Here is a 22,263-nt window from a genome sequence, read left to right as displayed (position 1 = left end):
GATTGGCGAAACCGACGCGCCGGCTGATCCCCCCGTGGGCCTTTGTGAGGGAGATGTCGGGGAGGACAGAGGGGGCGCGGAGGAACGCCGACGATCTCCGTCGTCATTCTAGGGCAGAGCAAGGAGCGGAGCGACGCGCGCAGACCCTGGAATCCATTCCGTGACGCTAAGGCATTGCAACGTTTACAGAATTTTGTACCGCTGAGCCCTTCGGCGTCGGTCACGGAATGGATCCTCGGGTCAAGCCCGAGGATAACGACGCGTCGGTTGCGGCTAGAGAAGCGCTGGTGCGCTAACCGGACAGCGTCCCTGCTGTCCTGCCGGGCACTCCCACCGCCTTCGCCAATGAGTGGCGCGCGACAAAAAGGGCCGGCATATCGCCCAAAGGCCTTCTGTCTATCACCGATATATCAGGCATAGCCAGCCTTAAGCCAAAACCTCAGGTTCCGGCAAATACCGTTGCACCGCAGCGGCCTACCGCTCGTCCTTCAGCCGCCGGCACAACTCGTCGAGCTGGTCCAGCGAGCGATAGTTGACCCTGAGCGTGCCGCCCTTGCCCTTGTGCTCGATGCTGACGATCATGCCGATCGTATCGGTCATCAGCTTCTCGAGCGCCAGCGTGTCGGGGTCCTTGTCCGGCGCGCCCGCCGTGGACTTGGTCTTGGCCGGCGTTGGGCCGGCGGGCATCTGCGCCAGCGCTTCCGCCTGGCGCACCGAAAGCCCTTCCTTGACGATGCGCTTGGCGAGCCCGGCCGGGTCCGCCGCGGTTACCAGCGTGCGGGCATGACCGGCCGAGAGATCGCCATCGACCAGCATGTCGTGAATGACATTGGGCAGCTTCAGAAGCCGCAGCGTGTTGGCGACATGGCTGCGGCTCTTGCCGATCACCTGGCCGAGATCGGCCTGGGTGTAGCCGTGCTCGTCGATCAGCTGCTGATAGCCTTGCGCCTCCTCGACCGGATTGAGGTCGGCGCGCTGCACGTTCTCGATGATCGCCAGCTCCAGCGCGGTGCGGTCGTTGACGTCGCGCACGATCAGCGGGATCTCGGTCAGGCCGGCGCGCTGCGCCGCCCGCCAACGCCGCTCGCCGGCGATGATCTCGTACCGGCCGGGCTGCGAAGGCGAGGGGCGCGCCACCACCGGCTGCACCACACCATGTTCGCGGATCGATTGCGCGAGGTCGGTGAGCTCGGCATCGCCGAAATGCCGGCGCGGATTCTTCGGGTTCGGGCTGACGAATTCGATCGGCACCTTGCCGTCCGCCGCGACCGCCGCGCTTGGCTTTTCCGGCGCCGCCGGACGGTCGATTTCGCCGATCAGCGCCGCGAGGCCACGGCCCAGTCTTTTTCTTGATTGGTCTTCGCTCATTGGTTTGTCCAGATCGTTTCGGAATCGAATTGGCTAATTAACCAAAGCTGCTGCCGCGCCTACGGCTCAGGCGGCGCGCAGCTTGCGCTCGCGGCGGATCACCTCGGAGGCGAGCTGCAGATAGGCCTGGCTGCCCGAGCATTTCAGGTCATAGAGGATCGCCGGCTTACCATAGGACGGCGCTTCGGAAACGCGAACATTGCGCGGAATGATCGTCTCATAGACCTTGTCGCCCATATGGGTGCGCACATCCTGCACCACCTGGTTGGCGAGGTTGTTGCGCCCGTCATACATGGTGAGCACGATGCCCTGGATGGTGAGATCCGGGTTGATGCTGCTGCGCACCTGCTCGACCGTCTCCAGCAATTGGCTCAGACCTTCGAGCGCAAAGAACTCGCATTGCAGCGGCACGAGAACGGAATCGGCCGCGGCCATTGAATTCAAAGTCAAAAGATTGAGCGAGGGCGGGCAGTCGATCAGCACATAGCCGAACGGCGCCGAGCGCTCGGCGGCGGCGCGCAGCGCGTTGCGCAGCCTGAGCACGCGGTCGGGCGCCGAGGCGATCTCCATCTCGATGCCGAGCAGGTCGAGCGTCGAGGGCACGATGGACAGACCCGGCACCGCCGTCGGCACCGCAGCCGCTTCCAGATCGAGTTCGCCGGTCAGCACGTCATAGGACGAGACGGTGCGGTCCTTTCGGTCGATGCCGAGGCCGGTGCTGGCATTGCCCTGCGGGTCAAGATCGACGATCAGCACGCGCTCGCCGATCGCGGCCAGCGCCGTGGCCAGGTTGATGGCCGTCGTCGTCTTGCCGACGCCGCCTTTCTGGTTGGCAACAGTGATGATACGCGGTGCTGTGCTCATGGGCCTATGCCAGTAATTCATTGCTGTTTCGCCGGGCGCAATTCGGTGATTTCAAGGATGACGCCGTGTGGGTCGGTCATGCTCGAATGTTCTACCAGATCGAAGCCCCAGCGGTGAGTGCTTTCTTCCACCTCGGCACGGTAATCCCGGCCTTTATGGAAAAGCGCGCGTGACCCTTTGGTCAGCCACGGCGCAGCCAGGTCGAGCAGATCCGGAAGGGCGGCCAGCGCTCTGGCGGTTACGATTTCCGGTGCGGAAACAAGCGCATAGCTGTCGTCGATGCGCTTGGCCAGGACCCGTGCCGGCAAATTGAACTGGCCGATGACCGATTGCAGAAACGAAGCCTTCTTGCGGTTGCTCTCGACCAGGTCGATCGACGCGCCGGCCCGCTCGGCCAGCAGAAAGCCGAGCACCAATCCCGGAAACCCGCCGCCCGAACCAAGGTCGACCCAGCGCGTGGCAGTGGGTGCGATTCGCGCGAGTTGGGCGCTATCCAGGATGTGGCGGCGCCAGACATCGTCCAGTGTCGACGGCGCCGCCAGATTGATGCTGCGGTTCCATTTCAGGAACAGCTCTTCGAAGGCCCGAAGCCGCTCGAATGTTTCACGTGAAACCGGACCTGCCGCCTTTTGCAGATCGTCCCAGTCGCTCACGCCACGTCCCTTCGCGCGGCGAGCTCGGCGTTGCGGACATGAGCCACGATGATGGCCAGCGCCGCGGGCGTCATACCTTCCATCCGCTGAGCATCGGCGATCGAACGCGGCTGGCGCGTCTTCATCTTCTGCTTCAACTCGTTCGAAAGTCCAGGAACATCAGAGAAATCGATCGCCTCGGGGATGAGCCGCGATTCCTCATGCCTGATCTGCGCGACATCGGCCTGCTGCCTATCAAGGTAAACCGAATATTTCGCTTCCGTTTCGAGCCGCTCCGCCGTCCTCGCGTCAAGCGCGGCAAAGCGCGGCTCGACGCGTGTTAGCCACGCCATGTCGACGCCCGGATGCGCCAAAAGCGCATAGGCCGAGCGGCGCACGCCGTCCTTGTTGATCTCCAACCCATGCCGCGCCGCTTCGTTCGGCGTCAGCGTCACCGACTTTGCCAGCGCGCGGGCCTGATCGAGTTTCAGCGCGATCTCGCCGAACCGCTGCATCCGCGGCGGGGCCACGATCCCGAGCTTGTCGGCCAGCGGCGTCAGCCGCTCATCGGCATTGTCGGCGCGCAGCGACAGCCGGAACTCCGCCCGCGAGGTGAACATCCGGTAAGGCTCGGCGATGCCGCGGCTGGTCAGGTCATCGACCATCACGCCGATATAGGCCTCGGTGCGGCTGAGCACGACCGGCTCGCTTGCCGAAGCCTTGCGCGCCGCGTTGATGCCGGCGAGCAGACCTTGCGCGCCGGCCTCTTCGTAACCCGTCGTGCCGTTGATCTGCCCGGCCAGGAATAGGCCGGCCACGCGCTTCGTCTCCAGCGTCGTCCTCAGTTCGCGCGGATCGACATGGTCGTATTCGATGGCATAGCCCGGCTGCAGCATCGTCGCCTTTTCCAACCCGGGAATGGTCTTCAGGATGTCGAGCTGCACATCCTCAGGCAGCGAGGTCGAGATCCCGTTCGGGTAGACGGTGTCGTCGTCGAGGCCTTCCGGCTCAAGGAAGATCTGATGACCCCCGCGGTCGCCGAACTTAACGATCTTGTCCTCGATCGAGGGACAATAGCGCGGCCCGACGCCTTCGATCGAGCCGGAATACATGGCCGAGCGGCCGAGATTGGCCCGGATCAGGTCATGCGTCGCCGGCATGGTCCGTGTGATGCCGCAATGGATCTGTGGATTAACGATTACGTCCGTCATCAGCGAGAACGGCACCGGATCCTCGTCCGCCGCCTGGCTTTGCAGCAACGCCCAATCGATGGTGCGGCCGTCGAGGCGAGGGGGCGTGCCGGTCTTCAGGCGCCCGAGCTTGAAGCCCGCACGCGCCATGGTGGCCGAAAGCCCATGGCTTGCCTGTTCGTTCATGCGGCCGGCGACGATCTTCCTCTCGCCGATATGGATCAGCCCGCGCAGGAAAGTGCCGGTGGTCAGCACGACCGCGCCGCAGGCCAAGTGCCGATCACCCGAGACCAGCACGGCCGCCACGTGCCCGTCTTCGATTGCGAGATCGAGAACCTCGCCCTCGACCACGTCGAGATTGGCCTGGTCGCCGATCGCGGCCTGCATGGCAAGTCGATAGAGCTTGCGGTCGGCCTGAGTGCGCGGACCGCGCACGGCCGGCCCTTTGCGGCGGTTGAGCAGGCGGAACTGGATGCCGGCGGCATCCGTGATGCGGCCCATGAGCCCGTCCATGGCATCGATCTCGCGCACGAGATGGCCCTTGCCGAGGCCGCCGATCGCCGGATTGCAGGACATGACGCCGATCGTATCGAAGCGCAGCGTCACCAGCGCGGTCCTGGCGCCAGCGCGCGCCGCAGCGCTCGCCGCCTCGCAGCCGGCATGGCCGCCGCCCACCACCACCACATCATAGTGATCGGTCATTTTTCCAAGAATCCGCTTTCAGAGATTGCCCGACACATGTCCCCGTCATCACGCGCTGTCAAGGACGAAGGCCCGACTCGTTTCACGTGAAACATGTATCCGAAGCCCGAATGTTTCACGTGAGTCATCTCCGCACAGATCCCGCGTCGTGTTTCACGTGAATCATTTACCGATGCAGAACTGCGAAAAGATGACGTCGAGCAGATCCTCGACATCGACCGCGCCGATGATCCGGCCGAGGCGATCCGCCGCCAATCGTAATTCCTCGGCCCTCAGTTCCTGGCTGTGTCCGGCCAACGCCGCTCGCAAGAAGTCCGTCGTCTCCTTGAGCAGCTCGACGTGCCGCAGCCTCGACGGGAGGACTTCACTCGCGTCCCCGGCTGTCTTGGCGGCACGGGCTCCGATCTCGTCGAGAAGAGCGCCGAGCCCGGTGCCGTCCCTGGAAGAGATCGCCAGATCATAAGCGCCAGCGCCGACACCGGCGATATCGGACTTCGTCCCGACACGCAGCAACGGCGCCCCGCTCGCAACATCGCCGACCGGAACAGGGTCAGCCATGTCCTCCAACAGCAGGATCAGGTCTGCCTCCCCGGCCCTGGTCCTGGCACGCTCGATGCCTATCGATTCGACCTTGCCCGCGGCGTCCCGCAGGCCGGCCGTGTCGACAATCCGCACCTTCAGCCCGTTGAGGTCCATGGAGACCTCGAGCAAATCGCGAGTCGTGCCCGGTTCGTCGGTGACGATCGCTGCGTCGCGCCTAGCCAGCGCGTTGAACAGGCTGGACTTGCCGGCATTCGGCGCGCCGAGGATCACAACCTCGAACCCGTCGCGGATGATCTCGGCTGCCTTGAAGCCTTCAACATGCCGATCGATCTCACCGATCATTGCCGACACGTCGGACCAGACCGCTCCCGAAACGGAACCCGGCACGTCTTCTTCGTCGGCGAAGTCTATTTCCGCCTCGATCATGGCGCGCGCATGGATCAGCCGGCGGCGCCAGCTCGAATAGAGCTCGCTCTGCGTGCCTTCCGCGTTGCGCAAGGCGAAGCGGCGCTGCGCTTCCGTCTCGGCATTGACCAGATCGGCGAGCGCCTCGGTCTCGACCAGGTCGAACTTGCCGTTGAGAAAAGCGCGCCGGGTGAATTCGCCAGGCTCGGCATGCCTCACGCCTTCGAAGCCCGTGATCGTCTCCAGCATCTTGGCCGCAACGGCGCGGCTGCCATGGACCTGGAACTCGGCGACATCCTCGCCGGTGAAGCTGCCGGGCCCTGGAAAGAACAGGACAAGCCCGTGATCGATGACCGAGCCGTCCGCGGCCTTGAGCTTGCGCAACGTGGTAAACCGGTCCTTAACGGCGCCCGCAATCGTTTCGACCACGAATCGAGTCTTCGGGCCAGAGACGCGGATGACGGCAAGCCCGGCAGGCAGGCGGCCGCTGGACAGCGCTACGATCGAATCCTTCGAAGCCATTGGGGAAACCATTTGCCGGACCTGCCGAACCGCCTAGATTAAAGGTAAGAGCATGTCGGCCGAAGACCGCCTCACGGTTTTCGGCATCATGCTTTGCCGCATCAAACCCAAATGCCGAGCCCGCCCATCGTGACCTTGCCCGCGCGAAACCTGCTTGCCAAAGAGGCCAGCCCCTATCTGCAGCAGCACAGCGACAATCCCGTGCATTGGCGCGGCTGGTCGCCCGCTGCCCTTGCCGAAGCCAAGCAACTCGGGCGGCCGATCCTGCTCTCCATCGGCTACGCCGCCTGCCACTGGTGCCATGTCATGGCGCATGAGAGCTTCGAGAACGACGCCGTGGCGGCCGTCATGAACCGGCTCTACGTGAATATCAAGGTCGATCGCGAGGAACGGCCGGACATCGACCAGATCTATATGGCCGCGCTCCATGCCATGGGCGAGCAGGGCGGCTGGCCGCTGACCATGTTCCTGACGCCCGATGGCAAGCCTTTCTGGGGCGGCACCTATTTCCCGCGCGAGGCGCGTTACGGAAGGCCGGGCTTCATCCAGGTGCTGGAGGCGGTCCACAAGGCCTGGCGCGAAAAACGGCAGAGCCTCGCCGAAAGCGCGGACGGGCTGACCGCCCATGTCGAGCAGCGCCTTGCCGGCGCGACGGGCAAGGCCGTGCTCGACCGCGGCACGCTGGCCGATCTCGCGACCCGCATCGACGGCATGATCGACCGCGAACTCGGCGGTTTGAAGGGCGCGCCAAAATTCCCCAACGCGCCGTTCATGCACGCGCTTTGGCTGTCCTGGCTGCGGAACGGCCAGGCGGAACATCGCGATGCCGTGCAGCTGAGCCTCGAAAAAATGCTCGCCGGCGGCATCTACGATCATGTCGGCGGCGGCCTAAGCCGCTACTCGACCGACGCCGAATGGCTGGTGCCGCATTTCGAGAAGATGCTTTACGACAACGCCCAGCTCATTCGCCTGTGCAACTGGGCCCATGCCGCCACCGGGAACGACTTGTTCCGGGTACGAATCGAAGAAACCGTCGGTTGGCTGCTGCGCGAGATGCTGGTCGAAGGCGGCGCCTTCGCCGCCAGCCTCGATGCCGACAGCGACGGGGAGGAGGGGCTTTTCTACACATGGAACCGCGAGGAGGTCGAAGCCGCGCTCGGCGACGATGCGTCGACCTTCTTCCGGTATTTCGAGCTGGCCGCCCCGCATGGCTGGGAAGGCAAGCCGATCATTCGCCAAACCGAAGCACAGCAAAGTCAGGGCATCGCCGACTATCGTCAGCTCGTGCCGCTGAAGGCCAAGCTGCTGGCCGTCCGCGAACAGCGGATCAGGCCTGGCCGCGACGGCAAGGCGCTCACCGACTGGAACGGCCTGATGATCGCGGCCCTCGCCGAGGCGGGCCGCTCACTTGGGCGCCGTGAGTGGATCGATGCCGCAGCCAAGGCTTTCGCCCATATCGTCAAGGCCAGCCAGGATGGCCGCCTGCCGCATTCCATGCTCGGCGCGAAGAGACTGTTCCCGGCGCTGTCCAGCGACTATGCCGCCATGACCAACGCGGCGATCGCGCTGTTCGAGGCGACCGGCGATCCGATCTATTCCGATCGCGCCAGGCAGTTCATCGGCGAACTCGAGCGCTGGCACCTGGATGACGAAAAGACCGGCTACTGGCTGACGGCGTCGGACAGCGGCGACGTTCCGATCCGCATCCGCGGCGATGTCGACGAGGCGATCCCGTCGGCCACCAGCCAGATCGTCGAGGCGCTGGTGCGGCTGTCGTCGCTCACCGGCGACCTCGATCTCTGGGAAAAGGCCTGGACGGCCGCCGAGCACGCCATGGGCCGCGCGTCCCAGCTGGCCTATGGCCAAGCCGGTATCGTCAACGCCTGCGCCCTGGCGCTCGAGCCATTGAAGCTCGTGATCATAGATAGGCAAGATTCCCCAAACCTCGTTCCGGTTGCGAATCGGAATCCCGATCCACGCCGGGTGGACATCGTCGTGCCGATCGGAACGGAAGCGAATCGACCGCTATTGCCGGGCGGCGTGCTGCCGCCGACGGACAAGACAGGCGCCTGGTTCTGCAGCGGGCAGGTGTGTCTGCCGGTGCTGACGGATGCGGGTGAGTTGGAGAAGTTGCTGCGGCGAAGCTAAAAAGCCAGCGAGGCCAAGACCGGTTTCTTCGTCATCCTCGGGCTTGACCGAGGATCCATGCCGTGACGCTCGCCGAAGAACGCAGCGGACCAGATTACTCTGCACCGCTGCAAGGCCCAAAAGTAACGGCATGGATTCTAGGGTCTACGCCGCGTCGCTCCGCTCCTTGCTCCGCCCTAGAATGACGAAGCCTAGACCGGCTCGGTATCCCGACTACGTATTCATCGAATCAAAGAAGTCCGCGTTGGTCTTGGTCTGCTTGAGCTTGTCGATGAGGAACTCGATCGCGTCGGTCGTGCCCATCGGCGCGAGGATGCGGCGCAGCACGAAGATCTTCTGCAGGTCCGCGCGCGGCACCAGCAGGTCCTCCTTGCGGGTACCCGACTTGAGGATGTCCATCGCCGGGTAGATGCGCTTGTCGGCCACCTTGCGGTCGAGCTGGATTTCGCAGTTGCCGGTGCCCTTGAACTCTTCGAAGATGACTTCGTCCATGCGGCTGCCCGTATCGATCAGCGCGGTGGCGATGATGGTCAGCGAGCCGCCTTCCTCGATGTTGCGGGCGGCGCCGAAGAAGCGCTTGGGGCGCTGCAGCGCGTTGGCGTCGACACCGCCGGTCAGCACCTTGCCGGATGACGGCACGACGGTGTTGTAGGCGCGGCCGAGACGCGTGATCGAATCGAGCAGAATGACCACGTCGCGGCCGTGCTCGACCAGGCGCTTGGCCTTCTCGATCACCATTTCGGCGACTTGCACGTGGCGCGCCGCCGGCTCGTCGAAGGTCGAGGAGATGACCTCGCCCTTAACCGAGCGCTGCATGTCGGTCACTTCCTCCGGACGCTCGTCGATCAAAAGCACGATCAGATAGCATTCCGGATGGTTGGCGGTGATCGAATGGGCGATGTTCTGCATCAGCACCGTCTTGCCGGTGCGCGGCTGCGCGTTGATCAGCGCGCGCTGGCCCTTGCCGATCGGCGCGACCAGGTCGATCACGCGCGGCGAGATGTCCTTGGAGGTCGAATTGTCGATCTCCATCTTCAGCCGCTTGGTCGGATAGAGCGGCGTCAGATTGTCGAAGTGGATCTTGTGACGGATCTTTTCGGGATCGTCGAAATTGATGGTGTTGACCTTGAGCAGCGCGAAATAGCGCTCGCCCTCTTTCGGGCTGCGGATCGGCCCTTCGACCGTATCGCCGGTCTTGAGCGAAAAGCGCCTGATCTGCGACGGCGAGATGTAGATGTCGTCGGGACCCGGCAGGTAGTTTGCGTTGGCGGAGCGCAGGAAGCCGAAACCGTCCTGCAGCACCTCGACCACGCCGTCGCCGATGATCTCGATGTCCTGGGCGGCGAGCTTCTTCAGGATCGCGAACATCAGCTCCTGCTTGCGCATGACGCTGGCGTTCTCCACCTCGAGCGATTCGGCATAGGCGATCAGCTCTGGCGGCTTCTTGTTCTTGAACTCTGCGAGTTTCATTTCTTGCATCAGATAGACTCTGGGTAGGCTTTGGGGAGGAAAATCGGCTGAATACGACAAATGCCGGGCGCGGCCGAAAGCGAGTGAAAGGGGCGGCGCATGACGGGAAGGAAGACCCGTCTTTTATCGTCGGTCGCCTGAAAGAGCAAGCCGCCTTTTGCTGGGCTTCTGCTGGATTGAAGGAAGCCTAGAGCATGATCCTCGGAAAGATCATGCTCCCGATCTAAAACGGCTTCACGATGACCAGGATGACGATGACGATCATCAGCAATGTGGGGATCTCGTTGACGATCCGCCAGTGCCGCGCTGGTTTTTCGTTCTTGTCCTCGGCGAATTTCCTGACCGCCGCGGCGAGATAGCCATGCAGCCCCGACAAGGCGAGCACCAGCGCGATCTTGGCGTGCAGCCAACCGCCCTGGAAGCCAAAGCCCTTCCAGGCCAGCCAAAGCCCGAACACCCAGGTCACGATCATCGCCGGATTGATGATGCCCCGCAGCAGCCGGCGTTCCATCACCTTGAAGGTCTCGGACTGCACCGAGCCTTTCTCGGCATCGACGTGATAGACGAAGAGCCGCGGCAGATAGAGCATGCCGGCCATCCAGGCGATGACGGCAATCACATGGATCGCCTTGGCCCAGGGGTAGAAGCCGTCGCCCGCCACGAAATAGAGCAGCGCGCTCAGCATGACGAGCACGGCAATGCCGATCGCCATGCGCTTCATCGCCTGGCCAGTGCTGTTCCCACTGCTCGCGCTGTTCTCGTTGCTCATCGGCGGCTCCTCACCATTTTCACCATCGCCTCGACATGCGCCACCGGCGTCTCCGGCGTGATGCCGTGGCCGAGATTGAAGATCAGCGGTCCACCACCCAACGTTCTTAGAATCGCATCGACGCCGTCGGCCAGCGCCTTGCCGCCGGCGACCAGGCGCAGCGGATCGAGATTGCCTTGCACCGCTCCGTCGCGTTGCAAGTCCTTCGCCATCGACAGCGGCACGGTCCAGTCGAGGCCGAGACCGGTGATGCCGGTCTTCCTCCTGTAGTCGCGATAGCGCTCGCCGGCGCCCTTCGGAAAGCCGATCACTGGCACGTTCGGGTGAGCCGCCTTCACCTGCCGGACGATCTCGGCCACCGGCTCGACGCAGAAGGCCTCGAAGGATGGTTCGTCCAGCACGCCCGACCACGAATCGAAAATCTGCACCGCATCGGCGCCGGCTTCGATCTGGCGAATGAGATAGGCGGCCGAGTGGTCGGCCAGAATCTTCAGAAGCCGTGCGAAGGCCTCGGGCTCGCGATAGGCGAAAAGCCGGGCAGGGCCCTGGTCGGGCGTGCCGTGCCCGGCAATCATATAGGTCGCCACCGTCCAGGGCGCTCCGCAGAAGCCGAGCAGCGTCGTCTCGTCGGGCAGTTTTACGCGCAACCGGCGCACCGTCTCGTAGACCGGTTCGAGATTCACGTGAAACATACCGCCGTCCAGCGCGGGAATCTCCGATGCCGAGATCGGCTTCAGGATCGGGCCGCGGCCCTCTTCGAAGCGGACATCCCGACCCAAGGCGTTGGGCACGACGAGAATGTCGGAGAACAGGATCGAGGCGTCGAAGCCGAAGCGTTCGATCGGCTGCAGCGTCACCTCGACGGCAAGGTCCGGGTCGTAGCAGAGATCGAGGAAGGATCCGGCCCGCTTCCTGGTCTCCCGGTATTCGGGAAGATAGCGGCCCGCCTGACGCATCATCCAGAGCGGCGGCGGTGCAACCGTCTCGCCCTTGAGGACGTCCAGCATGATCCGTTTCGCAGCCATTTGGCGCTGTCCCCTCCGGGTGTCTCTTAAATCAAATATCTATTTTAAAAGAGTCTTCTGATTCTAAGAGTCTGTTGGTTGTGATGATTGCGACCTGTCCAGCCTGCGGCTCGAAAAGGCCAGTCAGCATATTGTCGCGTACTCGCTTTCGCAATTTGGAGGGATCTGGGGACGAAGCGGATTCAGGCTTTCGAGTCAAAAGCTTGGCCTTTCGGGTCTGGACTTCCCGCTGTGGACGAAATCGGCCAAGAAAAATTGATCCCCAGTTTTGTCCCCAGCGCCGCGACAAAGCCTACAGCGGGTCGAATTGTGGACAAGCGGCCATCTGATACAGTCGCTTCCCGACCCGAGGCCTGCCCATCCAGCCTTGTCCACAATTGCCCACAGCCTGGACCCATCCCCTGTGAACAAACCTCAGAGCTTCTTCCACCTGCATCTGATCTCCGACGCCACCGGCGAGACGCTACTGGCGGCCGGCCGCGCGGCGTCGGCGCAATACAAGGATGCGCGCGCCATCGAGCACATCTATCCGCTGATCCGCACGGAAAAGCAGATCGCCAAGGTCTTCGAGGATATCGAGGAAGAGCCCGGCATCATTCTCTATACGGTGGTCGACCAGAAGCTGGCGCGCTCGATCGACGAGCGCTGCGCGGCGATGGGCCTGCCTTGCGTGTCGGTGCTGGAGCCGGTGCTGACGGTCTTCCAGTCCTATCTCGGCACGCCGGCCGGCCGGCGCGTCGGCGCCCAGCACGTGCTCGACGCCGAATATTTCCGCCGCATCGATGCCTTGAACTTCACCATGGAGCATGATGACGGCCAGCTGCCGGCCAATATGGACGATGCCGATATCGTGCTGATCGGCATATCGCGCACCTCGAAGACGCCGACCAGCATCTATCTTGCCAATCGCGGCATCAAGACCGCCAACATCCCGATCGTGCTCGGCGTGCCGCTGCCCGAAAGCCTGATCGCCGCCAGGACGCCCTTGGTCGTCGGCCTGATCGCCACGGCCGAACGCATCTCGCATGTGAGGCAAAATCGCATCCTCGGCAACAGCGCCGCCTTTGTGCCGACCGCCTATGTCGACCGCGCCGCCATCAACGAGGAGCTCGCCTATGCCCGCCAGCTCTGCACGCGGCATGGCTGGCCGATGATCGATGTCAGCCGCCGCTCCATCGAGGAAACGGCGGCCGCCATCGTTGCCCTGCGGGGAAAGACGCGCTAACTGGGATTTGCCGAGACGCCGGCCGCTTCGTCATCCTAGGGCGGAGCAAGGAGCAAAGCGACGCGGCGTAGACCCTAGGATCCATGCCGTGACGTCGAAGTGTTGCGACGGTGTAGAATTCTGCTCCGCTGCGCCCCTCGGCTGAGGTTATGGCATGGATCCTAGGGTCTTCGCGACGGAGCTTCGCTCCTGCTTCGCCCTAGGATGACGAAGTTCGTAAGGCTTTGGCCATTCTCCAAAGTTTGTGCTGGACCCCCAGACAAACGATGGGTCAACAGCGTCAGGGAGCTAGTTGGGCGAAAAATCATGGCCGAGAAAATCATCCTCGCTTCAGGCAGTCCCTACCGCAAGGCGGTGCTCGTCAATGCCGGCCTCGACATCGAGGCGGTGCCGGCAAATGTCGACGAGCGCGCGCTCGAGGCTCCGCTGAAGGACAGCGGCGCTTCGCCCGAGGATGTCGCGTCGATCCTGGCCGAGGCCAAGGCGACCGAGGTCAGCGAGCGCAAGCCAGGCGCCCTGGTGCTCGGCTGCGACCAGACCCTGTCGCTGGGCGACGAGGTCTTTCACAAGCCCGCCGACATGGAAAGCGCGCGGCGTCATCTCCTAACGTTGTCGGGTAAGACTCATCAGCTCAACAGCGCCGCCGTGCTTTGCCGCGACGGCGAGGTGCTGTGGCGCCATGTCGGCGTTGCCAGCCTCACCATGCGCAAGCTCGATCCCGCCTTCATCGGCCGGCATCTGGCGCTGGTCGGCGCCAAGGCGCTGTCCAGCGTCGGCGCCTACCAGATCGAGGGCGAGGGCATCCAGCTGTTCGAGAAGATCGAGGGCGATTATTTCACCATTGTCGGCCTGCCGCTTTTGCCGGTGCTGAAGGAGCTGCGCGCATTGGGAGCCATCGATGGCTGAGAAAAAGGCCTTCGTCGCGGGACATCCGATCGCGCATTCGCGCTCGCCGAAGATCCATGGCCATTGGCTGGCGCAATACGGCATCGACGGCAGCTATGAAGCGATCGACGTCGCGCCGGATGATTTCGCGTCCTTCCTGAAGGCGCTTGCCGACAATGGTTTTCGCGGCGGCAATGTCACCATCCCGCACAAGGAGGCGGCCTTCGCCAGCGTCGCCCGCCGCGATCATGCGGCCGACGCGATCGGCGCGGTCAACACCTTGTGGTTCGAGGATGGCATTCTGTGTGGCGGCAACACCGACGGCTACGGCTTTGCCGCCAACCTCGACCAATATGCGCCCGGCTGGGCGGCCAATGGCCCGGCCGTGGTGCTCGGCGCCGGCGGGGCTTCGCGCGCGGTCATCCATGCGCTGAAGGAGCGCGCGGTGAAGGATATCCGCATCGTCAACCGAACGCTCGCGAGAGCCGAGGAACTCGGGCGCCATTTTGGCGCCGGGATCTCGGCGCATGGCGCCGATGCGCTCGGCGAGCTGCTTGCCGATGCCGGCCTGCTCATCAACACCACTTCGCTCGGCATGCATGGCAATGAAACCTTGGCCGCCGATCCGGGCGCGTTGCCGGACCACGCCATCGTCACCGACATTGTCTATGTGCCGCTGGAGACGCCTTTGCTCGCCGCCGCCAGGGCGCGTGGCCTGAAGACCGTCGATGGTCTCGGCATGCTTCTGCATCAGGCGGTGCCCGGTTTCGAACGCTGGTTCGGCCGGAAACCCGACGTTACGTCCGAGCTGCGAAGCGTGATCGTCGCCGATATCGGGGGCCATTGATGATCGTGCTCGGCCTTACCGGATCGATCGGCATGGGAAAGTCGGCGACGGCGAAAATGTTCGCCGAGGCCGGCGTGCCGGTGCATGATTCCGACGAGACCGTGCATCGCCTCTATTCCGGCAAGGCCGCCCCCCTGGTCGAGGCGGCCTTCCCGGGCACGACGCAGGCAGGCGTGGTCGACCGCGTCAAGCTCGCCGGAAAAGTGCTCGCCGATCCGGACGCGCTGAAGAAGCTCGAGGCAATCGTCCATCCGCTGGTGCGCGCCGATGCCGACGCGTTCCTGGCCAAACACCGCGCCGCCGGCGCGCCGCTCGCCGTGCTCGACATCCCGCTTTTGTTCGAGACCGGCGGCCGCGGCCGCGTCGACAAGGTCGTGGTCGTCACCGCCTCGCCCGAAATCCAGCGTGAACGCGTGCTCGCCAGGCCGGGCATGAGCGCGGAGAAGTTTTCGTCGATCCTCGCCAAGCAGGTGCCCGACGCCGAAAAGCGCCGCCAGGCCGATTTCATCATCGACACTGGCCACGGCTTCGATGCCGCTCGAAAGGCGGTCGAGGCGATCGTCGCCGAACTGGCGGGGGATAAGAAGGAGACACCACCCTCCTGACTCTTGCTGTCAGCAGCCGCCATTGCCATTTTTCGCCGAAGCACGATGCTGCCCGTGCCAAGGACAACTGATTCGAATGCGTGAGATCATCTTCGATACGGAAACCACCGGCCTCGATTTGCGCGACGACCGCATCATCGAGCTCGGCGGCATCGAGCTGGTCAACCGCTTCCCGACTGGCCGCACCTTCCACAAATTCATCAATCCGCAAGGGCGCGCCATCCATGCCGAGGCGCAGGCCGTGCATGGCATCAGCGCCGCCGACCTTGTCGGCAAGCCGACCTTCGCCGAAATCGCGCAGGAATGGCTGGACTTCACCGACGGCGCCAAGTTGATCGCCCACAACGCCACCTTCGATATCGGCTTCCTCAATATCGAGTTCAGCCGGCTCGACCAGGCGGCCATCGATCCCGGCCGCATCGTCGACACGCTGGCGCTCGCGCGCCGCAAGCATCCGATGGGGCCGAACTCGCTCGATGCGCTTTGCCGTCGTTACGGCATCGACAACACCCGCCGCACCAAGCACGGCGCGCTGCTCGACTCCGAACTGCTGGCCGAGGTCTATATCGAACTGATCGGCGGCAAGCAGGCGGCGCTGGTGCTCGAGGCCGTGGCGGTGCGGATGAACGGCGCCGGCGAGGTGGCCGACATCGACATCTCGATCGGCGCCCGGCCGATCGCCCTGCCGTCGCGGTTGAGCGAAGCGGATCGCGCGGCGCATGCCGGGCTGGTTTCGACGCTGGGTGAAAAGGCGCTGTGGCTGAAAGTGGCGGTCGGTTGAGCGGGCGCGCTGGCGCTGACGTTGGAGATTGGCCGAAATCCCCCGTGACGTCGTCATACTCGGGCTTGACCCGAGTATCCATGCCGTGACCTCGGCCGTAAGATGCAACGGTGCAGAATTCCGTAACCGCCGCAACGCCTTGGCGTAACATGGTTTCCAGGGTCTGCGCGCGTCGCTTCGCTCCTTGCTCCGCCCTGGAATGACGAACGGGAAGGCGGCCACGGCCAATCGCGAAGGTTGGCAACTGCCGCTGGGCCCTGATCAAACAAAAAAGCCCGGCGCGAAGCCGGGCTCTCCATACGGTGTGGCGCCGATTCGCCTCAGCTCACCTGGATCTTGCTCGCCGCCGCCTGGTCCTCGGCTATGCGCTGCTGGAACATCTGCGCGAAATCGATCGGGTCGAGCATCAGCGGCGGGAAGCCGCCATTGCGGGTGGCGTCGGCGATGATCTGGCGGGCGAACGGGAACAAAAGCCGCGGGCATTCGATGAACAGCAGCGGCAGCATATGCTCCTGCGGGAAGCCGTTTATGGCGAAGACGCCGCCATAGACCAGCTCGACATTGAACAGCACTTCCTGGTCGAAGGAGGCCTTGGCGTTCAGCGTCAAATTGACGTCGAACTGCTTGTCCGAGAGCGGATTGGCGTTGACGTTGACATTGATCGCGATACCCGGAGCCTTGTCACGGCCGCGCAGCGAATTCGGCGCGCCGGGGCTCTCGAAGGACAGGTCCTTCACATATTGCGCAAGCACATTGAGCGAGGGCTGGTTCTGGGTGCCGTTGCCGTTGGCGGCGCCGGTCGCCGCGTCATCGTTGCTGGCCATTAGCCTTTAAGTCCTTTTGCCTGGGCAGCATTGCTGACCGGATTGAAATCGCGGGTTCGCTACCATGGTCGGCCGGACAAAACAAGTTTTGCCGCCCTTATCGGCAGGAGGAACAGGACAGCGCAAACGCTGGGGATTGGCTGAAGCTCCTCAACCTCGTCATTCCAGGGTCTTCGCGACGGAGCTCCGCTCCTGCTTCGCCCTGGAATGACGATCGCGATGGGCGTTTCGGCCAATCTCCAAGGCATGCCATCTGCCAGAGCCGGCCGGTCAAAGTCCCCGTCGAGGACTAGTCGTTCTTCAGCCGCCGCCAGGGTGAATTGTGGTCCGGCCGGTTCGGATAGTCGTCGCGCGAATAGTCTGTGTCGTCGAGGTCGATGACATTGTCGCGCCGGCGGGCCGAAAAGCCGCTGCTGAAGCTGGTCGCCATGACGATGCGGTTCTTGAGCGCGCGCCAGGCGAAGTCGCGCACCGGCGGCAGCAACAGAAGAATGGCGAAGATGTCGGTGATGAAGCCCGGGATGATCAGCAGGATCGCCGCCAGCACGATCATAGCGCCATGCGCGAGCTGGCGGCTGGGGTCGCGCCCGGCATCCATCTCCGTCCGCACCCGCGCCATGACGCCAAAACCCTGGTGCCGGAGCAACAGGCTGCCCGCGACGGTGGACAGGATGACCAGGCCGACCGTCGCCAAAGCGCCGATCTCGCGGCCGACAACGACGAAGCCGGCGATCTCCAGCAGCGGCAGCAGGAGCAGGAACAGCGGGATGAACGAAATGCGCAAGTCTCGACCGATCGCTTTCTTCTTTTGCGGCGCTGGCGGACAATCGCCGCTGGCCTTGGCGCCCTTAGATAGGTATGGCTGCCTTTGATTTGAATGATTGCGCCTGCCGTTCTATATGCTTTGGGTGTTGAACGCTATGCGACCGCGGTCCCGCAGGGGTTACGCCGGTCCGGCACGGACAGGGATCGGTTGGCGGAAAATATGGGTTTCTTCGACTTCGGCACGATTTTCTTCCTGATTGCGGCGGTTGTGATCTTTTTCCAGCTGCGCAACGTGCTTGGACGTCGCACCGGAAACGAGCGTCCGCCCTTCGATCCCTATTCGGCGAGCCGCACGCGCGAGGCCGATGCGGCGCAGAAGCCTGAAAATGTCGTGTCGCTGCCGCGCAAGCGCGCGCCGGGCGAAACCGCGCCCGAGACCTATGCCGATATCGACGCCTTCGCCAAACCCGACACCGATCTCAACAAGGGCCTGCGCTCCATCAAGGACAATGATGCGTCGTTCGAGCCGAAGGGCTTCGTCGACGGCGCCAAGATGGCCTACGAGATGATCGTCATGGCCTATGCCGATGGCGACCGTAAGACGCTGAAGAACCTGTTGTCGCGCGAAGTCTATGACGGTTTCGTCGCCGCGATCGGCGAACGCGAGGCCAAATCCGAAAAGATCCAGTCTTCCTTTGTCGGCATCGACAAGGCCGACATCGTCGCCGCCGAAATGAAGGGTTCGGAAGCGCATATCACGCTGCGCATCGTCTCCGAGCTGATCTCGGCGACCCGCGACAAGGCCGGCGCCGTCATCGACGGCGACCCGGAAACGGTGGCCGAGGTCAAGGATGTCTGGACCTTCGCCCGCGACACCCGCTCGCGCGACCCGAACTGGAAGCTCGTCGCCACCGAAGAAGAAGATTGAGATCAAGCGGCGGGGCCCCAGTCGTGCCGCTCTCTCCCGCATTCAGCGAAAAATCCTTTACCGACCTCCCGGGCTGGGGCGAAGACGACCACGCTGCGGCATTCGCCGCGTTCCGCCGCTCGGCCTTCCACGTGCCGATAAAACCTTACCGCACCGGATCGCTCGGCGTCGATTTCAATGCTTTTGCCGAGGCCTATGCCGAGGCGCGTGCCGTTTCGGCGCCGAGCAGGTCCGAGGCGCGATCCTTCTTCGAACGGCATTTCGTTCCCGCTCTGGTCGTACCCGACAATGGCGGCGCCGGCCTTGTCACCGGTTTTTACGAACCCGAGGTCGAGGCCTCGCCGGTCAGGACCGAGCGGTTCACCGTGCCGCTGCTGTCCCGCCCCGCCGACCTGATCGACATCGACGACGGCAACCGGCCGGCCGGCATGGATGCCTATCTGGCCTTCGCCCGCCGGACGGATGCTGCTCCGGTCGAATATTTCGACCGCGGCGCGATCGAGCGCGGCGCGCTCTCCGGCCGGAACCTCGAGATCGCCTGGCTCGCCGAAAAGGTCGATGCCTTCTTCATCCATGTGCAGGGCGCAGCTAGATTGAAGATGGCCGACGGCAGGCTCGCCCGCGTCACTTACGCCGCCAAGTCCGGCCAGCGCTTTTCTGGCCCCGGCAAAACCTTGAGCGATCTCGGCGAGATCCCGCTGGAAAAGGTGACGATGCAGTCGATCCGCGCCTGGTTCAAGGCGCATCCCGACCGCGTCGACGAGATCCTGTGGCGGAACCGCTCCTACATCTTCTTCCGCGAAGCCGCCGTCGACGATGCAGCGCTTGGGCCCATCGCCGCCGCCAAGGTGCCGCTGACGCCCGGGCGTTCGATCGCGGTCGACCGCCTGCTGCACACATTCGGCACGCCTTTCTATATCGACGCGCCGACGCTCACCGCCTTCGACCAAAAGCCGTTCCGGCGGCTGATGATCGCGCAGGACACCGGCTCGGCCATCACCGGCCCGGCCCGCGGCGATCTCTTCGCCGGCTCGGGCGACGCCGCCGGCGAGATCGCCGGCGTGGTGCGCAACGCCGCCGACTTCTACGCGCTGGTGCCCCGCGGCCTGTTCGATGGAGCGCGCCGGTGAGCCGCCGCGACGATCAACTCAGCGACGACGACCGCATCCTGTGGAACCTGGTGGCGCGTTCGGCCCGGCCGCTGAAAGGTAAGACCGCCGTCGAGATCCCCGACATCGTCGAGCCGAAACCGGCGCCGGCCGCCGCTCCGGTCAACGGCGTTCCGGCCGCTGCCGCAAAACCCAAGCCGCAGCATGTCTCGCACGCGCTCGACGACCAGACGCTGCACAAGCTGAAAAAAGGCCGGCTGCCGATCGAAGGCCGCGTCGACCTGCACGGCATGACGCAGGACGAGGCCTATTCGCTGCTGCTCACCTTCCTCAACCGGGCGCATGCCGGCGGCATCCGTTACGTGCTGATCATCACCGGCAAGGGCTCGTCCTCCGGCGGCGACGGCATCCTGCGCCGCGCCGTTCCGGCCTGGCTGTCGACGCCGGCCTTCCGGCATCTTGTGTCCAGCCACGATCACGCCGCCCGCAACCATGGCGGCTCGGGCGCGCTCTATGTGCGGCTGCGGCGGACGCGCCTATGAGGGACCTGGTATGACCCCGTTCGGCGAGAAGCTCAGGGCGCTGCGCGCCGAACGCGGCGTCAGCCAGAAGGCGATGGCCGAAGCCATCGGCGTCAGCGCCGCCTATCTGTCGGCGCTCGAGCACGGCCGCCGCGGCGCGCCGACCTGGACGCTGATCCAGAAGATCATCGGCTACTTCAACATCATCTGGGACGACGCCGAGGAACTTGCCCGCCTCGCCGAAAGCTCGCACCCAAGGGTCAGGATCGACACGTCCGGCCTGTCGCCGGCGGCCACCGAGCTGGCCAATCTTTTGGCCGAGAGCATCGAGAGGCTCGATGAAGCGGAACTGAGGAAGATCACGGCATTGGTCCGAGCTGCGCTGAGGGGATAGTTTGCCCGCATAAAACGGGATGCCGCTAGCCGAAGCCGCCCGAACTTCGTCATCCACGGGCGGAGCGGGAGCGAAGCGGACGCGGAGACCCGAGGATCCATTCCGTGACCTCGCGCGAAGGGTAAAGGCGGTGCAGAACAGAGGTTTTTCTGCACCGCCGCGACGCTCTTAGGTCACGGAATGGCAACTGTGTTCATGCGAATGCGGTTTTGTCGCGCATGATGGCGTTGAGGACGACCAGGAGCTTCCTTGCGACGGCGATGATGGCGAGCTTCTTGGAGCCGGAGCGGGCAGCAAGTGCGCTGTAGAAGGTCTTGAAGCGCTCACAGGTTCGAATGGCGGTGAGGGCTGCCATGTAGAGAGCGCGGCGCACGCGTGATCGCCCGCCCTGGATCTGGCTCCTGCGGTTGAGCTTGCCGCTTTTGTTGTCGAACGGGGCCAGGCCGACCAGTGCCGCGATCGCCTTGGGTGAGCGCTGGCCGAGCTCGGGCAGAAGCGCCAGCAGCGAGAATGCGCCGACCTTGGAGACACCGGGCACGGAGACCATGAGCGTGTAATCGCGGGCGGTGTCCTCGGCTTGACGAATGACTTCGGCAATCTGGCTCTCGATCGCCTTGATGCGCGTGTCGAGGTAGGCGATCGTTTCTTCCAGATCGGCAATGACGATCTCATTGAAGGCCTCGGCGAGGTGCTTCTTCGCCGTTGCCCGCATCTCGACCAGTTGATCGCGGTAGCGGGCAAGCGATTGAAGCCGCTCGACTTCTTCGCGCGGCGCCGGCTCGGCCTCAGGCTGATAGCGACGGCCGTAGTCGCTCAGCATCCTGGCGTCGAGAGGATCGGTCTTGGCCCGCCGTCTCGTCGACTTCGCATAGTGGTGGGTATGCGCTGGGTTGTGCCGCGAGAACGGCACGCCGGCCTTGGCCAGCGCATGGCGCAGAAGCCGGTCATGGACGCCCGTCGCCTCCATGACGACGAAGTCCCGACTGGGATCAAGGCCCGCCACATACGCCGCGATCGCGTCGGCCTGGTTGTCGATGCGCCGAAGACGGCCACTTGTCTCATCAAAAAAATCGAGCCACTGCTTTGAGATGTCGCAGCCGACATAGTTCTGGGCTATCATGTCCACGCCTCTTCCTGTGGTGCGGGGTCTGCTTAGAACAGCCCCGTGCAACTGTTCAGGTTGATGGTTCACCGGTGGGAAGGGACCGGGCCATGCCACGGCCTGTCCGAAAGGACGACCAGGATTCATTCGGTCTCCTTCCCACTTCAAACCATACACCAGAACCAACACACAGGATTCTATGGTCTGCGCTGCGTCGCTTCGCTCCTTGCTCCGCCCTGGAATGACGAAGGCGCGAAGCCAAGGCTTCCATGTGCGACGCTGTGGAAAGCCCTCACCTCTAAATTAGAGCTTGCCGGCGCCGTTCGTGCTGCCGCCATTGGTGCTGCCCCGGCCGCCATTGCCTTGATGGCCCTGATGATCACGGCCATTGCCGCCGCCCGGGCAGTTCGCGGAACCGACGCTGCAGCAGCGACCGCTCCACAAATCATTGAAGTTGGTCTTGGCGCAGCTTTTGACAGTCTCGTCCGCCAGGGCCGATCCGGTCAGGGCCGATACCGCGACGGCGGCAAGCAGGGTGTTCCGCAGAAAAGCAGTCATTTGAATTCTCCATGGTTTGGTTTCCGTCCACGGCCGTGTGTCGCCGTCCGGGAGGAAATGGTTCATGGAGCTGTGAGACTT

The 22,263-nt window shown here is 63.9% G+C and carries 22 protein-coding genes; 10 read left to right on the top strand and 12 right to left on the bottom strand.

The window, feature by feature from the left end; translation table 11 throughout:
• Nucleotides 1-474: 474 nt before the first annotated feature.
• The 5 genes from FJ430_RS04375 to mnmE all read right to left on the bottom strand — a co-directional run bounded on the left by FJ430_RS04375 (nt 475) and on the right by mnmE (nt 6,226).
• Complete coding sequence (locus FJ430_RS04375) at nt 475-1,368, bottom strand: ParB/RepB/Spo0J family partition protein (RefSeq protein ID WP_140707382.1); 894 nt, start codon at nt 1,366-1,368, stop codon at nt 475-477.
• 66 nt (nt 1,369-1,434) lie between these two features.
• Complete coding sequence (locus FJ430_RS04370; protein ID WP_140645985.1) at nt 1,435-2,232, bottom strand: ParA family protein; 798 nt, start codon at nt 2,230-2,232, stop codon at nt 1,435-1,437.
• Nucleotides 2,233-2,249: 17 nt separating this feature from the next.
• Nucleotides 2,250-2,885, bottom strand: a complete 636-nt coding sequence (gene rsmG / locus FJ430_RS04365) for a 16S rRNA (guanine(527)-N(7))-methyltransferase RsmG (RefSeq protein ID WP_140707384.1) — start codon at nt 2,883-2,885, stop codon at nt 2,250-2,252.
• Nucleotides 2,882-4,756 carry a tRNA uridine-5-carboxymethylaminomethyl(34) synthesis enzyme MnmG gene (mnmG, locus tag FJ430_RS04360; protein WP_140707386.1) on the bottom strand — a complete coding sequence of 625 codons (1,875 nt, stop codon included), beginning with the start codon at nt 4,754-4,756 and terminating at the stop codon, nt 2,882-2,884. Before mnmG ends, rsmG begins: the two co-directional genes overlap by 4 nt.
• A gap of 162 nt (nt 4,757-4,918) precedes the next feature.
• A complete protein-coding gene (gene mnmE, locus FJ430_RS04355; RefSeq protein ID WP_140707388.1) occupies nt 4,919-6,226 on the bottom strand; it encodes a tRNA uridine-5-carboxymethylaminomethyl(34) synthesis GTPase MnmE in 1,308 nt (435 codons plus the stop codon).
• Between the two features lie 111 nt (nt 6,227-6,337).
• Here mnmE and FJ430_RS04350 point away from each other — a divergent pair, with 111 nt between their 5' ends.
• The gene (locus FJ430_RS04350) at nt 6,338-8,374 is read left to right on the top strand and encodes a thioredoxin domain-containing protein (protein WP_226892075.1); all 2,037 of its coding nucleotides are present in this window, start codon (nt 6,338-6,340) and stop codon (nt 8,372-8,374) included.
• A 213-nt stretch (nt 8,375-8,587) separates the two neighbouring features.
• Here FJ430_RS04350 and rho read toward each other — a convergent pair whose 3' ends face one another.
• The 3 genes from rho to hemE all read right to left on the bottom strand — a co-directional run bounded on the left by rho (nt 8,588) and on the right by hemE (nt 11,638).
• On the bottom strand, nt 8,588-9,853 hold the full coding sequence (rho, locus tag FJ430_RS04345) for a transcription termination factor Rho (protein ID WP_140645981.1): 1,266 nt from the start codon (nt 9,851-9,853) through the stop codon (nt 8,588-8,590).
• Between the two features lie 214 nt (nt 9,854-10,067).
• Nucleotides 10,068-10,613, bottom strand: coding sequence for a protoporphyrinogen oxidase HemJ (gene hemJ, locus FJ430_RS04340; protein ID WP_140707392.1), 546 nt, complete (start codon nt 10,611-10,613; stop codon nt 10,068-10,070).
• Nucleotides 10,610-11,638, bottom strand: coding sequence for a uroporphyrinogen decarboxylase (hemE, locus tag FJ430_RS04335; protein ID WP_140707394.1), 1,029 nt, complete (start codon nt 11,636-11,638; stop codon nt 10,610-10,612). The genes hemJ and hemE overlap by 4 nt, the downstream gene beginning before the upstream one ends.
• A gap of 403 nt (nt 11,639-12,041) precedes the next feature.
• Here hemE and FJ430_RS04330 point away from each other — a divergent pair, with 403 nt between their 5' ends.
• The 5 genes from FJ430_RS04330 to dnaQ all read left to right on the top strand — a co-directional run bounded on the left by FJ430_RS04330 (nt 12,042) and on the right by dnaQ (nt 15,981).
• A complete protein-coding gene (locus FJ430_RS04330) occupies nt 12,042-12,863 on the top strand; it encodes a pyruvate, water dikinase regulatory protein (RefSeq protein WP_140659568.1) in 822 nt (273 codons plus the stop codon).
• Between the two features lie 306 nt (nt 12,864-13,169).
• Nucleotides 13,170-13,769 (top strand): Maf-like protein, encoded by a 600-nt coding sequence (locus tag FJ430_RS04325; RefSeq protein WP_140707396.1) that lies wholly within the window; start codon nt 13,170-13,172, stop codon nt 13,767-13,769.
• On the top strand, nt 13,762-14,595 hold the full coding sequence (locus FJ430_RS04320; protein ID WP_140707398.1) for a shikimate dehydrogenase: 834 nt from the start codon (nt 13,762-13,764) through the stop codon (nt 14,593-14,595). Before FJ430_RS04325 ends, FJ430_RS04320 begins: the two co-directional genes overlap by 8 nt.
• Entirely contained in the window at nt 14,595-15,200 is a 606-nt protein-coding gene (gene coaE, locus FJ430_RS04315; RefSeq protein WP_140707400.1) for a dephospho-CoA kinase, read from the top strand. The genes FJ430_RS04320 and coaE overlap by 1 nt, the downstream gene beginning before the upstream one ends.
• Before the next feature lie 76 nt (nt 15,201-15,276).
• Nucleotides 15,277-15,981 (top strand): DNA polymerase III subunit epsilon, encoded by a 705-nt coding sequence (gene dnaQ / locus FJ430_RS04310; protein WP_140659565.1) that lies wholly within the window; start codon nt 15,277-15,279, stop codon nt 15,979-15,981.
• A 320-nt stretch (nt 15,982-16,301) separates the two neighbouring features.
• Here dnaQ and secB read toward each other — a convergent pair whose 3' ends face one another.
• The gene (secB, locus tag FJ430_RS04305; RefSeq protein ID WP_140645973.1) at nt 16,302-16,805 is read right to left on the bottom strand and encodes a protein-export chaperone SecB; all 504 of its coding nucleotides are present in this window, start codon (nt 16,803-16,805) and stop codon (nt 16,302-16,304) included.
• A 289-nt stretch (nt 16,806-17,094) separates the two neighbouring features.
• On the bottom strand, nt 17,095-17,589 hold the full coding sequence (locus tag FJ430_RS04300; RefSeq protein WP_140707402.1) for an FxsA family protein: 495 nt from the start codon (nt 17,587-17,589) through the stop codon (nt 17,095-17,097).
• A 201-nt stretch (nt 17,590-17,790) separates the two neighbouring features.
• Between FJ430_RS04300 and FJ430_RS04295 the strand changes: the two genes are divergently transcribed.
• Genes FJ430_RS04295 through FJ430_RS04280 form a run of 4 tightly spaced genes read left to right on the top strand, consistent with a single transcriptional unit; the run spans nt 17,791 to nt 20,522 of the window.
• On the top strand, nt 17,791-18,498 hold the full coding sequence (locus FJ430_RS04295; RefSeq protein WP_140659563.1) for a Tim44/TimA family putative adaptor protein: 708 nt from the start codon (nt 17,791-17,793) through the stop codon (nt 18,496-18,498).
• Nucleotides 18,499-18,521: 23 nt separating this feature from the next.
• The gene (locus FJ430_RS04290) at nt 18,522-19,628 is read left to right on the top strand and encodes a murein transglycosylase A (protein ID WP_140707404.1); all 1,107 of its coding nucleotides are present in this window, start codon (nt 18,522-18,524) and stop codon (nt 19,626-19,628) included.
• Entirely contained in the window at nt 19,625-20,149 is a 525-nt protein-coding gene (locus FJ430_RS04285; protein WP_140707406.1) for a Smr/MutS family protein, read from the top strand. The genes FJ430_RS04290 and FJ430_RS04285 overlap by 4 nt, the downstream gene beginning before the upstream one ends.
• Before the next feature lie 10 nt (nt 20,150-20,159).
• The gene (locus FJ430_RS04280; protein WP_140707408.1) at nt 20,160-20,522 is read left to right on the top strand and encodes a helix-turn-helix domain-containing protein; all 363 of its coding nucleotides are present in this window, start codon (nt 20,160-20,162) and stop codon (nt 20,520-20,522) included.
• 193 nt (nt 20,523-20,715) lie between these two features.
• On the opposite strand, the gene FJ430_RS04275 is transcribed toward FJ430_RS04280, so the two are convergent.
• Both FJ430_RS04275 and FJ430_RS04270 read right to left on the bottom strand, forming a co-directional pair.
• Nucleotides 20,716-21,642: an IS110 family transposase gene (locus tag FJ430_RS04275; protein WP_226892211.1), complete on the bottom strand. Its 927-nt coding sequence runs from the start codon at nt 21,640-21,642 to the stop codon at nt 20,716-20,718.
• Between the two features lie 285 nt (nt 21,643-21,927).
• Nucleotides 21,928-22,182, bottom strand: a complete 255-nt coding sequence (locus tag FJ430_RS04270) for a hypothetical protein (RefSeq protein ID WP_140659987.1) — start codon at nt 22,180-22,182, stop codon at nt 21,928-21,930.
• Between the last annotated feature and the right edge of the window lie 81 nt (nt 22,183-22,263).

The sequence above is a fragment of the Mesorhizobium sp. B2-8-5 genome (assembly GCF_006440675.2).
GTDB lineage: Bacteria > Pseudomonadota > Alphaproteobacteria > Rhizobiales > Rhizobiaceae > Mesorhizobium.
Note: the sequence above shows the minus strand (reverse complement) of the source record. Positions and strands in the feature narration are given on the sequence as shown.